Origin of the sequence: Veillonella sp. (assembly GCF_041333735.1) — a bacterium.
Taxonomy (GTDB): domain Bacteria; phylum Bacillota; class Negativicutes; order Veillonellales; family Veillonellaceae; genus Veillonella.
The window spans coordinates 35,057-50,701 of record NZ_JBGKFB010000001.1 but is presented as its reverse complement, the minus strand read 5'-3'; the positions used below and the strand labels follow the sequence as shown (position 1 = coordinate 50,701).

The 15,645-nt window shown below is 38.7% G+C and carries 15 protein-coding genes, 1 tRNA gene and 1 other RNA gene; all 17 read left to right on the top strand.

Annotation, left to right across the window (positions count from 1 at the left end; all coding sequences use genetic code 11):
- Positions 1–57 precede the first annotated feature (57 nt).
- Complete coding sequence (gene dnaG / locus ACDF53_RS00255) at positions 58–1,830, top strand: DNA primase (RefSeq protein ID WP_370815153.1); 1,773 nt, start codon at positions 58–60, stop codon at positions 1,828–1,830.
- Positions 1,831–1,853: 23 nt separating this feature from the next.
- A complete protein-coding gene (gene rpoD / locus ACDF53_RS00250) occupies positions 1,854–3,017 on the top strand; it encodes an RNA polymerase sigma factor RpoD (protein ID WP_298695718.1) in 1,164 nt (387 codons plus the stop codon).
- A 195-nt stretch (positions 3,018–3,212) separates the two neighbouring features.
- On the top strand, positions 3,213–3,551 hold the full coding sequence (gene queD, locus ACDF53_RS00245; protein ID WP_004696395.1) for a 6-carboxytetrahydropterin synthase QueD: 339 nt from the start codon (positions 3,213–3,215) through the stop codon (positions 3,549–3,551).
- Positions 3,538–4,281, top strand: coding sequence for a 4Fe-4S cluster-binding domain-containing protein (locus ACDF53_RS00240; RefSeq protein WP_370815152.1), 744 nt, complete (start codon positions 3,538–3,540; stop codon positions 4,279–4,281). The genes queD and ACDF53_RS00240 overlap by 14 nt, the downstream gene beginning before the upstream one ends.
- A gap of 83 nt (positions 4,282–4,364) precedes the next feature.
- A complete protein-coding gene (gene folE, locus ACDF53_RS00235; RefSeq protein WP_105089402.1) occupies positions 4,365–4,928 on the top strand; it encodes a GTP cyclohydrolase I FolE in 564 nt (187 codons plus the stop codon).
- A gap of 62 nt (positions 4,929–4,990) precedes the next feature.
- Positions 4,991–5,065: transfer RNA gene (locus ACDF53_RS00230), tRNA-Ile, on the top strand.
- A 172-nt stretch (positions 5,066–5,237) separates the two neighbouring features.
- Complete coding sequence (locus ACDF53_RS00225; RefSeq protein WP_370815151.1) at positions 5,238–5,969, top strand: tRNA (adenine(22)-N(1))-methyltransferase TrmK; 732 nt, start codon at positions 5,238–5,240, stop codon at positions 5,967–5,969.
- Between the two features lie 15 nt (positions 5,970–5,984).
- The gene (locus tag ACDF53_RS00220; RefSeq protein WP_370815150.1) at positions 5,985–7,088 is read left to right on the top strand and encodes a Nif3-like dinuclear metal center hexameric protein; all 1,104 of its coding nucleotides are present in this window, start codon (positions 5,985–5,987) and stop codon (positions 7,086–7,088) included.
- Positions 7,089–7,138: 50 nt separating this feature from the next.
- Positions 7,139–7,489: RNase P RNA component class A (rnpB, locus tag ACDF53_RS00215), an RNA gene on the top strand.
- Positions 7,490–7,546: 57 nt separating this feature from the next.
- Positions 7,547–7,876: a co-chaperone YbbN gene (locus tag ACDF53_RS00210; protein ID WP_105089399.1), complete on the top strand. Its 330-nt coding sequence runs from the start codon at positions 7,547–7,549 to the stop codon at positions 7,874–7,876.
- A 281-nt stretch (positions 7,877–8,157) separates the two neighbouring features.
- A complete protein-coding gene (locus tag ACDF53_RS00205; protein ID WP_296006702.1) occupies positions 8,158–9,297 on the top strand; it encodes a hydrogenase small subunit in 1,140 nt (379 codons plus the stop codon).
- Positions 9,297–11,198, top strand: a complete 1,902-nt coding sequence (locus ACDF53_RS00200; RefSeq protein ID WP_370815149.1) for a nickel-dependent hydrogenase large subunit — start codon at positions 9,297–9,299, stop codon at positions 11,196–11,198. Before ACDF53_RS00205 ends, ACDF53_RS00200 begins: the two co-directional genes overlap by 1 nt.
- 14 nt (positions 11,199–11,212) lie before the next feature.
- Complete coding sequence (cybH, locus tag ACDF53_RS00195; RefSeq protein ID WP_370815148.1) at positions 11,213–12,022, top strand: Ni/Fe-hydrogenase, b-type cytochrome subunit; 810 nt, start codon at positions 11,213–11,215, stop codon at positions 12,020–12,022.
- Positions 12,015–12,593, top strand: a complete 579-nt coding sequence (locus ACDF53_RS00190; RefSeq protein ID WP_370815147.1) for a HyaD/HybD family hydrogenase maturation endopeptidase — start codon at positions 12,015–12,017, stop codon at positions 12,591–12,593. The genes cybH and ACDF53_RS00190 overlap by 8 nt, the downstream gene beginning before the upstream one ends.
- A 46-nt stretch (positions 12,594–12,639) precedes the next feature.
- On the top strand, positions 12,640–13,017 hold the full coding sequence (locus ACDF53_RS00185; protein ID WP_105089394.1) for a hydrogenase expression/formation C-terminal domain-containing protein: 378 nt from the start codon (positions 12,640–12,642) through the stop codon (positions 13,015–13,017).
- 523 nt (positions 13,018–13,540) lie between these two features.
- Positions 13,541–14,551 (top strand): glycosyltransferase family 2 protein, encoded by a 1,011-nt coding sequence (locus ACDF53_RS00180; protein WP_370815146.1) that lies wholly within the window; start codon positions 13,541–13,543, stop codon positions 14,549–14,551.
- An 83-nt stretch (positions 14,552–14,634) separates the two neighbouring features.
- Positions 14,635–15,444, top strand: coding sequence for an NlpC/P60 family protein (locus ACDF53_RS00175; protein WP_295781633.1), 810 nt, complete (start codon positions 14,635–14,637; stop codon positions 15,442–15,444).
- Positions 15,445–15,645 lie beyond the last annotated feature (201 nt).

Sequence of the window (15,645 nt, the reverse complement as noted above, 5' to 3'; positions counted from 1 at the left end):
AGAGGATTTTTTATTTGTATATCGAATTAATATATATAAGGGAAGGAGGCGTTGGCTATGAGCCGATATTTTGAAAATGAATTGATTGAACAAATCAAAGATGCAAATGATATTGTATCTGTAATATCTGAGCATGTAGCCTTAAAGAAACGGGGCAAGAACTATTGGGGTTGTTGTCCATTTCATAATGAAAAGACGCCGTCCTTTAGTGTTGCCCCTGAAAAGGGCTTTTATTATTGTTTTGGCTGTCATGCATCGGGGAATGTCATTAAATTCCTTATGGAACTTGAGCATTTAAGCTTTGTTGAGGTCTTAGAGCACCTTGCTAATCGCGCTAATATTCCATTGCCAGAGGCAAAGCTTTCACCAGAACAACGAGCTCGAGATGAACGACGGAAAAAACTATATGAAGCGTCAGAACTAGCGGCTACATTTTTTCATAATTGCCTTACTCAAACATCGATTGGTAAGGTTGGCCTTGATTACTTAAAAAAACGGGGCCTTACAAAAGAGACGATTGAGAAATTTAAATTAGGCTTTGCTCCAGATGGTTGGGATAAGTTGTATCGTGCCTTTCACGAACGCGGTATCGATGATTCGATTCTCTTGGAGCTAAATCTAGTTCGTAAAAATCAAAAGGGGCAGTTTTACGATTTCTTTAGAAACCGTATTATGTTCCCTATCATGGATGGTAAAGGTCGTGTAGTTGCCTTTGGTGGTCGTGTTATGGATGATAGCACGCCAAAATATTTAAACTCACCAGAATCAGCCATCTTTGAAAAGGGAAAACTATTATTTGCCTTTGATAAGGCTTATAAATCTATTCGTCAAGAGCGACAGGCTATCCTTGTGGAAGGGTATATGGACGTTATATCTGCTCATAACCATGGTGTTACTAATGTAGTAGCATCCTTGGGGACGGCTTATACACGAGATCATGGTCATATCTTAATGAGACAGGCTGATGAAATTGTACTGGCCTATGATATGGATGGAGCAGGTCGTCAAGCAGCAGCTAGGGCTATAGAATTATTACAAAATACGGACTTTAAGGTACGTGTTCTGGCTATGCCAGATGGTAAGGATCCCGATGATTATTTACGTAATCATGGAGGACAAGCATTCAAAGATTTAGTGGCTAAAGCGGTTAAGCCTCTTGATTATTTATTAAGTGAGTCCTTAATTAAACACGACACAAATGATACGGAAGGGAAGCAAGCTGTTATGGCTGATGTATTCCCCTATATTGCTAATATAGATAGTCAAACACAACGAGATGATGCTCTAAAGACATTGGCATTACCACTATGGCTTGATAATAGTAGTATTTTTAGATATTTCCGAGACTATGTAAAAAAAGGACAAATTGAATTGGTTGATACTGCGTCTGCACCGTTGCCAACACAGGATTTACCTAAAGGTGATGCAGAAAAATTATTGTCCTTAGCCTTTACAGATGGTGAAGTGTTACAACATATGATGAGCTATTTGCCATTAGAAGACTTTGAAAAAATTGAATATCGCGGTATAATAGAAAAGATATTCACCTTATTTAAAGAAGAAGGTCGTCTAGATGATACTGCCATTCAATCTGTTTTATCCCCATCGGAGTATGATATTTACTCTAGATTGGTTGTTATGAGTGACGATGAATATAAGGTGCAAGTGCCTGGATTAATCCGCAAGATAAGGCTTCATTCATTGCGTGAACAGTATAAAGCGCATTCAATTATGGCGGATCAACTAAAACGGGCAGGAGATTCGACATTTATTAGCGAATTACATAAGTGTCAGGAAATACAGAACTTAATTAGAGAATGGTCTAAGTAATATAATGTAAAAAGGAGAGCGCTGTGGCTAAGAAAGTACAAAAAAGTCAAATAGAGGAGATTGTTGAACAACTTCTTGAAAAAGGCCGGAAAACCGGTGTGTTGACACAATCAGAGATTTCAGATGCTCTTCATGAGCAGACTGATCTTACTGCAGAACAATTAGATGATATTTATACTACATTTGGTAAATTAAACATTGAAGTAGTAGCTGATATCGACGGTGAGGACGCTGATGCTAATCCAATAGAGCCAGAAGAAGAGGATGAAGAAGATACTTCTAGCGAAAAGAATATCTCCATCGATTTAAGTGTAGACTCTGGCGTTAACATTGACGATCCTGTACGTATGTACCTCAAGGAGATCGGTCGTGTCCCATTGCTTTCCGCTGATGAGGAAATTGTTTTAGCTAAGCAAATTGAAGCAGGCGCAGCAGAAGATGCTACATATAAAGATATTCAACTTGCCAAAAAGGCTAAGAAAAAATTGGTAGATGCGAACTTGCGCCTCGTTGTAAGTATTGCAAAACGCTATGTAGGTCGTGGGATGTTGTTCTTGGACTTGATTCAAGAAGGTAACTTGGGCCTTATTAAAGCTGTAGATAAGTTCGATTATACAAAGGGTTATAAATTCTCCACATATGCTACATGGTGGATTCGTCAAGCGATTACTCGCGCTATTGCGGACCAAGCTCGTACAATTCGTATTCCAGTACATATGGTAGAAACAATCAATAAACTGATTCGTATTTCCCGACAATTGTTGCAAGATAAAGGTCGTGAACCATTACCAGAGGAAATTGCAGAAGGTATGGGTATTACGGTAGAGCGTGTGCGTGAAATTCAAAAAATCGCACAAGAACCAGTATCATTGGAAACTCCAATTGGTGAAGAGGAAGACTCTCACTTGGGAGACTTCATTGAAGACCAAGATGCTATTGCTCCAGATGATGCAGCTAGCTACATCTTATTGCAAGAACAAATTGAAGATGTATTTACATGCTTAACGGACCGTGAGCAACAAGTATTGATCTTGCGCTTTGGTTTGAAAGATGGTAAACCGCGTACATTGGAAGAAGTAGGTCAACATTTCAATGTAACTCGTGAACGTATCCGTCAAATCGAAGGTAAGGCGCTTACTAAATTGCGCAATCGTGGTAAACGCGATAAAATTAAAGACTTCTTATAAGATGTTGAATCTCTTAAGGGTTGTAATACAGTGCTATTGTGCTGTGTTGCAACCCTTTTGTGATATAATTAAAGATAGTAAACGTAAGTGATAAAAGTAAGTGATAAAAGTACGTTAAAGCCTTTTAATGTAATACATAGCAAATATTAAAGTGCATATAATATATTAAAGTTCATATAATATTTAGGAGATATAATGTTTACAGTTACAAAACGATTAGAGGTGAGTGCGTCTCACCAATTGAAATTAGATTATCCAAGTAAATGTCAAAATCTTCATGGGCATAATTGGATTATTACGGTTCATGCTCGTTCTGAAGAGTTAGACCATAATGGCATGGTTATTGACTTTACCATTATTAAAGAAAAAATACATGGCCGCTTAGATCATCGCCATATCAATGATGTATTAGGCGATATCAATCCTACTGCTGAAAACATGGCAAAATGGATTGCCGATGAGTTGGGCCCTAAATGTTTCAAGGTAGAGGTTCAAGAGTCTGAAGGGAACACAGCTATTTATGAACGTGATTGAAATCTTCGCTTCTATTGATGGTGAAGGAAGTCGACAAGGGCTATTAACCACATTCTTACGCCTTCATGATTGCAATATACGTTGTTCATATTGTGATACTACCTATAGTTATGGTATTGATAGTACTTTCACAGACATGACCGTCCGAGAGGTGGCTGATGCTATTGAAAGTTTAGGAAATCATCGAATCACCATTACAGGTGGTGAGCCACTATTACAAGAAGCTGCTGTAGTAGAGCTAATCGATGAATTAAATCGTCGTAAATCTGCTAAATTAGAGGATAAACCGTGTACTGATATAAAATCGACTACGGGAAATAACGTATCTGAAGATATTCAGGACGTATTAGATAGTGAAAGTCCTTACGATTTCAATATTGAAACAAATGGTACGATTATACCGAGCTTTCACCGAGAAAATGTGTGGTTTACCTACGATTATAAAACACCATCCTCTTTAGCTGAGGAATCTATGAATTTAGATATATTCAAAGTTTCTAGGGATCAGGATTTAATTAAATTTGTAGTAGGTTCCGTAGAGGATTTAGACTGTATGCGTCATATGATTAATCATTATCCTACAAAGGCTCAAATTTATGTATCGCCAGTGTGGGGGAAGATTGAGGCAGCTGCCATTATTGATTATATGAAAGAGCATAATCTACAAAATGTACGATTCCAATTACAGATTCATAAATTTGTATGGGATCCTGATGCGAAAGGTGTATAGTTAGGGTGTAGGTAGAGTATCGAGTGTAGAGTATCGAATGTTTTTTATGCAGTATGATGACACCGTGATATAAAGGGGAACATATGGATACAGAAAAAATAGAATCACTTGTATATCAATTGCTAGAAGCCTTGGGGGAGGACCCTAATCGTGAAGGTTTAGTAGAAACGCCTAAGCGCGTAGCTCAAATGATGGCAGAGGTATACGAAGGGATTCAGTATACGAATGCTGAGATTGCAGAAATGTATGGTAAGACCTTTGAAGTTGATACAAATCAAATGGTTGTAGTAAAGGATATTACTTGTTTTTCCCATTGCGAACACCATATGGCTTTGATGTATGATATGAGTATTAGCATTGGCTATATCCCTAAAGGTCGTGTTATTGGCTTATCTAAAATACCTCGCATTGCTGAAATGTGTTGCAAACGATTGCAATTACAAGAGAAAATTGGAGAAGATATCGGTGAAGTTATTTCACTGGCTACAGGGTCAGAGGATGTTATTGTTCATATTACATCTTCTCATAGTTGTATGAGTGCAAGAGGGATTAAATCTACAGATAGCCAGACTACTACATTAGCTACAAAGGGTGTATTTAACGAAGATAATATGATTCACCGGTTTATGTTGATGAAACAGTCATAGACTAGATATCTTGACTAATAGTTAGGCTATTCGGTATAATTAATAAGCTAGAAACTAACTGTGGGCCTATAGCTCAGGGGTAGAGCAACCGGCTCATAACCGGTCGGTCCCTGGTTCGATCCCAGGTGGGCCCACCAATTATGTTGATATCTACCGTCCTTGAGATTTCAAGGGCGGTTATTTTTATATGTAATCCATTTATTTCTTAGATACAATAGTTATTACTAAGATGGATAGTAGATGATACTCTACAGTATCTATCGTCAGATTTATGAGTTTACTAAGAGATAAATAGCAAATAGAGGAATTATGGAACCTAGACCTATGATGGATCGCTTAGAGGCGGTTTTTTCGATTGTGCCAAAGGCTCGTGCAATAGCTGATATTGGTACTGATCATGGATACTTAGCAGTAGAACTTATCAACCGTAATCGTGCTGATTTTGTTATAGCCGGTGATGTACATAAAGGCCCTTTAGAGTCTGCAAAGGAATATGTTCAGTCTTGTGGTTTAAGCTCTAAAATTGATTGTCGATTAGGGGATGGACTAAAGGTTACGGAGAAGGGCGAATTAAATGGCGCCATTTGCTGTGGTATGGGGGGATACCTCATGCGCGATATTGTAGATGCAGGGCCGGAGCCGTTGGAGTTTTACGTATTACAACCGCAGAATGGGCAAAAAGAATTGCGTCAGTATATGGTGCAAAAAGGCTATATTATTGTTCTTGAAATTATCGTAGAAGATGCAGGAAAATTATATACCGCATTTTTGGCTGTTCGTAATGATCAGGTAGAAGCGTATACGGGCATGGCTGAATATGTAGATGTGTATCAATCATTACCAGAGGATTCTTTGCTGTGGTCAGTAGGGGCTCTTCTTGAACAAGAACGTCCACCTCTTTGGTCGAAATATATTGAGTATTTAATATATCAACGACAATGTGCCTTAGATGGTATGACAGAGAAATTGAGTCATACTGATAAATATCGGGATTTAGAGCGCGAAGTCGAATTTCTTCGCAGTCTTTTAGGAAATAAATAGAAAGAAGTGAGTTTTATGACAACTGTTCAACAAGTCATTACCTTAATGGAACAATTAGCACCTCGATCCTATGCCGAATCTTGGGATAATGTAGGACTTATGGTAGGCGATAGAAACGCTATGGTTACAGGTGTATTAACTACATTAGATGTAACAGAGGAAACCATTTCGTATGCCATTGAACATGACTGTAATTTAATCATTAGTCATCACCCGTTAATTTTTAAAGGATTAAAACAATTATCTTGTGATACGACTCAAGGTCGCATGATTCATAAATTGATTCAACATAAGATTGCCGTATACAGTGCCCATACGAATCTTGATATTGCACCTGGTGGCTTAAACGATATGTTGGCAGAACGATTAGGTCTTATAGATGTTAAGGGCTTTATCAAAACCGGTGAAGATGCGCTATATAAATTAACTACATTTGTACCTGAAAATGCAGCTGATGCGGTTCGTCATGCTATGGGTGCTGCTGGTGCAGGTAAAATTGGTAATTATGAGCATTGTAGCTTTAGTATTCATGGTGAAGGTCGCTTCATTGGTAACGCAGCTTCTAATCCTGTTATCGGTGAAGCTGGTGCTTTAACGGTGGCAACTGAGGTACAAGTGAATGCTGTCGTTGATGGTACACATTTAAGCCAAGTTGTAGAGGCAATGAAAGAGTCCCATCCTTATGAAGAGGTAGCTTATGAAGTAGTATCCTTGGCTGAGCCAAAGGGTTCAATTCAATATTTAGGCCGTATTGGTCGATTACCAAATGCACTTAATTTAGATACATTCCGTGAATGGGTTCAGGAAGCTTTACCAGACGCTAATATACGTTTTGCTGGGGTAGCTCCTCAAGAAATACAATCTATAGCACTCTGCTCTGGTGCTGGCGCAGAATTTATTAAGGATGCAGCTCGTCTACATGTGGATGCATATATTACAGGCGATGTGAAATATCATGATGCCCAATTGGCTAAAGAGCTGGGATTGCTCGTAGTTGATGCGGGACATTTTGGCACAGAATCTATTGTTGCGAGAGGCTTATGTGACTATTTACTTAGTCAAGATGTACCTGTTCCTGTGAAAGCTTTTACAGAACAGAATGATTTCTTTTTCTTATAATATTGCATTTTCTTGCAACAAATGGGTTAGCTATGATAAACTGAATTGAAGCAAGTATGAAAGACGGTTGCGAGTCCATAGGGCTCGAGGAAAGTCCGAGCTCCATAGGGCAGGATGCCAGATAACGTCTGGCGAGGGTAACCTTAGGGAAAGTGCCATAGAAAAGGAAACCGCCACGTTAGTGGTAAGGGTGGAAAGGTGAGGTAAGAGCTCACCAGCAGTCTGGTAACAGGCTGGCTCGGTAAACCCCATCCGGAGCAAGACCGAATAGGGAAGGGTTAAGGGTGGTCCCGCCTACCTTCCGGGTTGTGTCGCTCGAGCGTGCAGGCGACTGTACGCCTAGAAAGATAATCGTCACCGCGCAAGCGGAACAGAACTCGGCTTATTGATTGCTTGCTTCCATATTTAAGATATAATTTATAGTATATAAGATTGTAGATCTTTGTTAGGAGAACTTCATGGCAATTACAGCGATTACTAGTGTACAAGAATTTGATGAAAAAGTACTTGGCTCTAAAGGTTTAGCTATTGTTGATTTCTGGGCTGCCTGGTGCGAACCTTGCACTGTTATGCGTCCAGAAGTAGAAGCAGTAGCTGAACGTTTAAAAGGACAAGTAGAGTTCTTTAGTGTTGATGCAGAAGATAAAAATCTTCGTGGTATTTTGTTGAAAGAAGATATTGATGGTATTCCATCTATGGTATTCTTCCGTGATGGCAAAATGCTTGATTCCCTTGTGGGTTACAAGAAAGCTGATGTGCTTGAGTCCCTAATCAAGGAAGTTATCTAATTTATTGATAACTAATAAATTTTACAAAAAATATATAATACAAGGCTGTATGCAAGTTAAATAAAATTTCTTGTATACAGCTTTTTTATTTGAATTATATAGTTTTCATAAATATTAAGTGATATAATAAAGTAGTAAGAATATGATTGTTATCGTAATAGCTGTGATGAATTAAGTAGTATATTATTTAATTTTCATAGTATGATTATTATCATAATAGTTGTAGTTCATTAAGTAATATTGATATATTGCGCAAAGTTGTTGTAAGGAGGCTATATTCCGTGAAGAATCGTATAAACAGTTTATGGACACTCTTCCAAGAGCGACGTTTGAGTCGACGCACATTTATGAAATCCTGTGTAGCACTCACCGCTATTTTAGGTTTGCCACCAACGATGTTAGACACCGTTGTTAAGGCTGCTGAAACAACTGAATTGCCTACGGTAATTTGGCTACATGGTCATGAATGTACTGGTTGTAGTGAGTCCTTTATTCGCTCATCTTCTCCATTTACATCTGATGTAATTTTGAATATGATTTCTCTTGAATATGATGATACCTTGGCGGCTGCATCTGGTGCACCATTAGAGGAACATTTAGAAAAAATCATCAAAGAAAAAGCAGGCAAATACATCTTGGCGGTTGAAGGTGGTGTTCCACTTGATGAAAATGGTGTTTACTGTACAGTAGGTGGTCGCACATTTAAAGAATCCTTATTAGAAGCGGCTAAAGGTGCAGCAGCAATCATCGAATATGGCTCTTGTGCATCTTGGGGCGGTATTCAAGCGGCTAAACCAAATCCAACAAATACAGTATCTGTATCTTCTGTTGTATCTGGCAAACCTATTATCAAAGTTCCTGGGTGCCCTCCAATTCCAGAGGTTATGACTGGTGTAATCATGCATTATGCATTATTTGGTCAAATTCCACCTCTTGATTCTCAAGGCCGTCCTAAACAATTTTATGGCAATCGTATTCACGACACATGCTACCGCCGTGCCTTCTTTGACTCTGGTCTCTTCGTTGAAAAATTCGACGACGATGCATCCAAATCTGGTTGGTGCTTGTATAAAGTAGGTTGTCGTGGACCTCAAACATATAATTCTTGTGGTAACTTACGTTGGTGGAATGGTTTGTCCTATCCAATTCAATCCGGTCACGGCTGTATTGGTTGCTCTGAAAAGGGCTTCTGGGATAATGACGTATTCTACAAACGTTTACCAGATATTCCATTGGCTAATACCATCACAACTGCTGATACAATCGGTACAGTAGCTGCTGTTGGTGCTACTGCAGCAGTTATCGTTCATGGTGCTGCAACTCTTACGCGTAATAAAATTCTTGATATGAAAGAAGAAAAACGCTTAAAAGAACAAGGCTTATGGGATGAAAAGAAACATAATAATGGAGGAGGTCACTAATGAAACGCGTAGTAGTAGATCCGATTTCCCGTATTGAAGGTCACTTACGGGTAGAAATAAAAGTTGATGAAGCGAGTGGTAAAGTAGAGGACGCATTGTCTTCTGGTACTGCTTGGCGCGGTATCGAACTTGTTGCTAAAGATCGCGATCCTCGTGACCTTTGGGCGTTCGTGCAACGTATTTGTGGCGTATGTACTTCAACACATGCTTTGGCGGCATTACGTGCTGTAGAGGATGCGATTGGCATTACGATTCCTAAAAATGCAAACTACATTCGTAATATCATGCATAGTTGTTTAGATGTACATGACCATATTGTTCACTTCTATCATTTGCATGCTCTTGACTGGGTTAGCCCTGTAGCAGCTCTTAGTGCAGATCCAGCTAAAACCGCACAATTACAAAACGATGTATTAAATACTTATAATGTAAGTGGTTTAGCACCAGCTGAAACTGCGTCTAAAGACTCAGCATATCCTAAAGAGTTCCCTAAAGCTACAGCTGCTTATTTTACAGCTGTACAACAAAAGGTTAAGAAAATCGTAGAATCTGGTCAGTTGGGTATTTTCTCCGCTCAATGGTGGGATCATCCTGATTATAATTTGTTGCCACCAGAGGTTCATTTAATGGCCGTATCCCATTACTTGAATATTCTTGACCGTCAACGTGATATCGTAATTCCTCACGTTGTATTCGGTGGTAAAAACCCTCATCCACATTACATCGTTGGTGGTATGCCATGTTCTATCTCTATGAATGATATGAATGCGCCTATCAATACACAACGTCTTGCTGCAGTAGAGCAATCTATTGCATTAGCTAAAGACTTAGTTGATAATTTCTACGTGCCAGATCTATTAGCTATCGGCAAAATGTATGTAGAAAAAGGCATGATTGATGGCGGTGGCCTTGCGAAAAAACGCGTTATGTCCTACGGTGACTATCCAGATGATACATATTCTGGCATTTCTAATGGCGACTACCATAAAAAATGTGTTGTTCGTTCTAATGGCGTAGTTGAAAACTTCGCATTAGGCGTAGATAAAGCTACATTTATTCCATTGGAAGGTAAAGACTTCATGGATCCTCAATACCTCAGTGAAGAGGTTGATCACTCCTGGTTCACATATCCAGATGGTAAAAGCTCTCTTCATCCTATCGAAGGTGTTACCGATCCTAAGTTTACAGGCCCTAAATCTGGTACAAAAGAAAAATGGGAATTCCTTGATGAAGATAAAAAATATTCTTGGATTAAATCCCCAACTTTCAAAGGCAAAACTGCAGAAGTTGGCCCATTAGCAAAATATATCGTTGTATATACAAAAGTAAAACAAGGTATCATTAAAGACCCAACTTGGGCAGAATCTATGATTGTTCGTCAAATCGATACAGTATCTCAAGTACTTGGCGTTCCTGCTCACGTATGGATGACTACAATGGTTGGTCGTACAGCATGTCGTGGCCTTGATGCACAAGTAGCAGCAAATATGAGTCAATACTTCTTTGATAAACTTGTTGCTAACATCAAGAATGGCGATACTACAGTGGCTGATATGACTAAGTTTGAGCCAAAGACATGGGATAAAGATGCTAAAGGCGTTGGCCTTGTAGATGCTCCTCGTGGTGGTTTGGGCCACTGGATTCACATTAAAGATGGCCGCTCTGCAAACTATCAATGTATCGTACCATCTACATGGAATGCATGTCCTAAGACTGCAGCAAATGAACATGGTGCCTACGAAGATTCCATGATTGATACACATGTAAAAATTGCAGATAAACCACTTGAAATCTTGAAGGTAATTCACTCCTTTGATCCATGTCTCGCATGTGCAACCCATTTATACAATAAAAAAGGCGAAAAAATTGTTTCCGTCAATACAGATGCATTGTGTAAATAAAGGGTGGTGGGCTTATGTTAATACATACTGACAAAAAGGCGTATGTCGTATTTAGTCTATGGCTGCGCATATTCCACTGGACTATGGTGCTAAGCGTAACTGCATTATTCTGGACAGGTTTATATATCGGTGACCCAGGATTTTCAGCTATCACAGGTAATCCAGAGCCAACCTTTGCTATTGATGGCTGGTTCTCTATGGAAACCATGCGTCGTATCCATTTCATTGCAGGGGTTATCTTAACATTCTCCTTTATCTTCCGATTTGCTGGTGCTCTTTGGAATCGAGGAGACAGATTATTACCTAAATTCCGCCAAAAACGGTATTGGTATGGTCTTAAAGAAACTACATTGCACTATTTGATGATTCCTCAAAAGCATGAACATCATTGGCTTCGTAACTCCTTAGCGAGAACTGCGTACATGATGGTGTACATTATGTTCTTCTTTGAAATCTTAACAGGTTTTACAATGTATTCAATGGTTGATCCTAATGGTATTTTAGGAACTTTATTTGCTCCAGTTGTTACACTATTTGGTGGTGAATACAAGGTTCATATTATCCATCACTATATTGCTTGGGGCTTCTTGTTCTTCACTATTGTTCATGTGTACATGGCATTCCGAGAAGACGTTATGGAAGAATCTGGCGAAGTATCTGCCATGGTTTCTGGTATGAAGTATTATGCGCATGACCCAATCGATATTGAAGACCTCAATGGCAAACGCCGTCGTGGTGAACGTATCGATAAACCATCTGGTACAACATATCGTCCAAGTGATCCTAACGATCCTAGAGAAAGAGAATTACAAGAAAATGACTAATACAAGTACTGAACTCATCAGTGGCTTGGAACAATACGCGGACTCAGAGGGTCCGCGTATTGATTTAAATAGCCTTTATGATGATGGTAATAATGAAATCGTCCTACTCGGTGTAGGTAATATATTACTTACTGACGAGGGATTAGGGGTTCATGTAGTAAAAGAGTTGAAAGAGTCTTTCACATTTACACCGTCTATTTCTATTATTGATGGTGGAACGATGGGGATGGAACTACTTACGTATATGCGTGGTATGAAGAAAATTCTGCTCGTAGACGCCATTAATGGTGGGGAAGCTCCAGGAACTATATATGAGTTTCCTCATAAGGAATTAGAACAATATTTCACAGAACATATTTCTGTACACGAAGTAGGGATGCAAGATATTTTACGTATCCGCGCCATTCAAGAGGATCCCTTAGAGGATGCTGTCGTTATTGGGGTGGAACCAGAATCGTTAGAGATTGGTTTTGAACCTAGTGCACCTGTACAACGAGCTTTACCAGAGGTGAAAGAGCGTGTACTCAATGTGTTACGAGAATGGGGCGTAACTGCAGAACCTAACACTTAAACTAATAGGTATATAGGATGTAAATTTATCTCTAATAGGAGTATTTATGATTGAGAATTATGGTAATGTTCGCGCCGTTTTAAATGAGTTGCGTTTAGCACTTAAAAATTTGCGCGAAACAGGTGAGACTTATTCTATTTATATAGAAAAAACAGGTCTTGCAGAAGAAGAGCAAGTGGAGGTATTAGAAACACTTGGTCGTGGTCATATTACGATTAACTTCAATGAAACAGATCAGCCTGTAGAGTGGTATGAATCTCAATTCTCTGGAATTTGGATTGGCACCTTTAAAAATGGCCGAGATGATTCGATTTTGCACACTGTAGAGGTTGCTAAATATCCAGTCGTAGCTGGTGCATATGAAGAGGATATGGAGTTAGCAGAGGCGGATTTACAATCTTGGATTGATGCTGCTGGCCTATAATATAAGAGACCCTTATAAGGGTCTCTTTCTTCTCTATAGGAGAAGATTTTGGTGATTCAGTTAGTTAGAATCATTAAATTAGCTTTGTTTTTTTATAATGTTAGTATTTTATTCATATTTTGAGTATATATAATTGGTTTATAGATAGAAGAATTTGTAAATTTGCTACGAGATTCATGAAAATTAAATGAAATCAGTTAGATTCCTTGTATTTGATGTAGAAAATATATTTGATTTTTTGATTAATTCTTGATTTGGCTAGTTAATAACAGCATTTGTTATTTTCTACTGATATAAATTTATTTTATAATGCGGCTTATTAAGTAGTTTTATATATAAAATAATATTTTACTTATTTGGCATACTTATATATAGAGTAAATGAAGAGGAAAAGCGGTAGAGTGTTAAGAAATCGCTTATTTACTGAATTTGTAGATATAAATCTGCCTATTGTTAACCTTGATGATTTGCCTTAATTTACTAATTAACTTAAAATATGTGAGTAAAATACTTTGGAGGATTTATGTTACTTTCTATTGTAGTGCCTGTATATAACGAAGAAGAGAACATAGCGAATTTTTATAAAGCTGTAACTGATGTTATGTCAGGACTCACGTACGATTATGAAATAATCTTCGTAGACGACGGTTCTAGTGATTCGTCATCTATGATATTGCGTGAAATTGCTTACAATGATAAACATGTCAAAGTGTTATTGCTTGCTCGTAATTTTGGGCATCAGACTGCGCTTACTTGTGGTCTTGATTATGCTCATGGAGATGCAGTTATTACAATGGACGGTGACATGCAGCATCCACCAGCTTTGATTCCTGAACTTGTTCGGTTGTGGGAATCGGGGTATGATGTGGTGCGCACCATACGCGATTCAACTGAAGATGCTAGTTGGGCTAAATCTTTCACGTCTAAGTATTATTACAAACTAATGAACAAAATGGCTGATGTTCCTATTGTTGAAGGTGGGTCTGATTTCCGCCTCATGAATAGTAAAGCATTGGGCACATTGAAACGGTTTAGAGAACATGGTCGTTTCTTGCGCGGTATTGTCGGTGCCTTAGGGTATAGACAAGCTGAGTTGCACTTTGTGGCGCCACCTCGTTTTGCAGGGGTTTCAAAGTTTAGTGTGCGCAAAATGATACGATTTGCTCTCGATGGGGTAACAGCCTTTTCAAGAGTTCCTTTACGGGCTGCTTTGTACGTCGGTGTACTATGTGGTGGGTTAAGCTTCTTGCTTATATTGCACCTCTTGTATGTATATCTTACGGGTCAAGCCTTGAATGGATGGACTACCTTGGGCGTATCAATTTTGTTCATTGGTGGGATTCAACTCGTCGGACTGGGAATTATTGGCGAGTATGTAGGTCGTATTTTTGAAGAGGTGAAGCAACGGCCTTTGTATTGGGTTAAGTCAGCTATAAACTTTGATGAGCATGAAGAGGCTCCATTACTTGGACCTAGTAGTGCAGATGTGTTTATGGCACCTGAGACTTATACTCACAAAAGCAAAGAAGACTAGCTGTATTTGTGAATGCAAATAAATAGACGGTTAGTATATTTTGAATAAATAACTTACTTTAAAAGTTTTTGGAAAGGAAGCATATGAAGTCAAAATATAGTAAGGTTAAAATAACGGCATTAACATTAACTTTTGTGTGTGCCACAACAGCCATGGTAGGTGCAACAACATTACAATATGGTGATAAGGGCAAAAGTGTTACAGCGGTTCAACAACAACTAATTAAACACGGTTATAATGCTACAGATAAAAATGGTGTATATGGTAAAGAAACGAAATGGGCAGTTCGTCTGTTCCAACAAGATCGTGGCTTACCAGTGGACGGTATCGTAGGTCCTGCTACGTATAATGCGTTGATGAGTGCTCCTCGTTCTACGAAGGCAGTATTGACTCAAAATGCAGCGACAAAAGCAGTAGCGACAAAATCCGCTTTCACAAACAACAATGCGACGTCTCGTCGTATTGCAGGTCAATCCATTACTGGCAAAAATATTAAATTAAATAATATTACAAAAAATGAAACACCAAATAGCATCCATGCTATCTTGGCAGAAGCGGACAAATACCGCGGTGTACCATATGTATTTGGCGGTACTACTCCAAGTGGTTTTGACTGCTCTGGTTATGTTAAATATGTATTTGCGAAACAAGGTATCTCTTTACCACGTTTGGCAGATGAACAATATAACGTAGGTGTTGAAGTTTCTCGTGCAAACTTGAAAGCCGGGGATTTGGTATTCTTTGAAACATATGAACCAGGTCCGTCTCACTCCGGTATTTATATTGGCGATGGCAAGTTCATCAGCGCCACTTCCAGTCGTGGTGTTGCAGTAGCAGATCTTGATACTGGCTATTGGGGTGAACGCTATATCGGCGCAAAACGCGTTATCTAAGCTAATATATAACTAGCTTTAAAAGAGGCTATACGAATCAATTATGTTCTGTTGATTTGTATAACCTCTTTTTCGTTTATGTAAAACTTGAATTTTATCCTAACTTTTCTCATTGTAAAAGTATAGGAACTCCGCATGACTTCAATGTTTTTGATAGATTTTATATCGGATTTACGTTATAATGAAGAGTAAATAATTTTA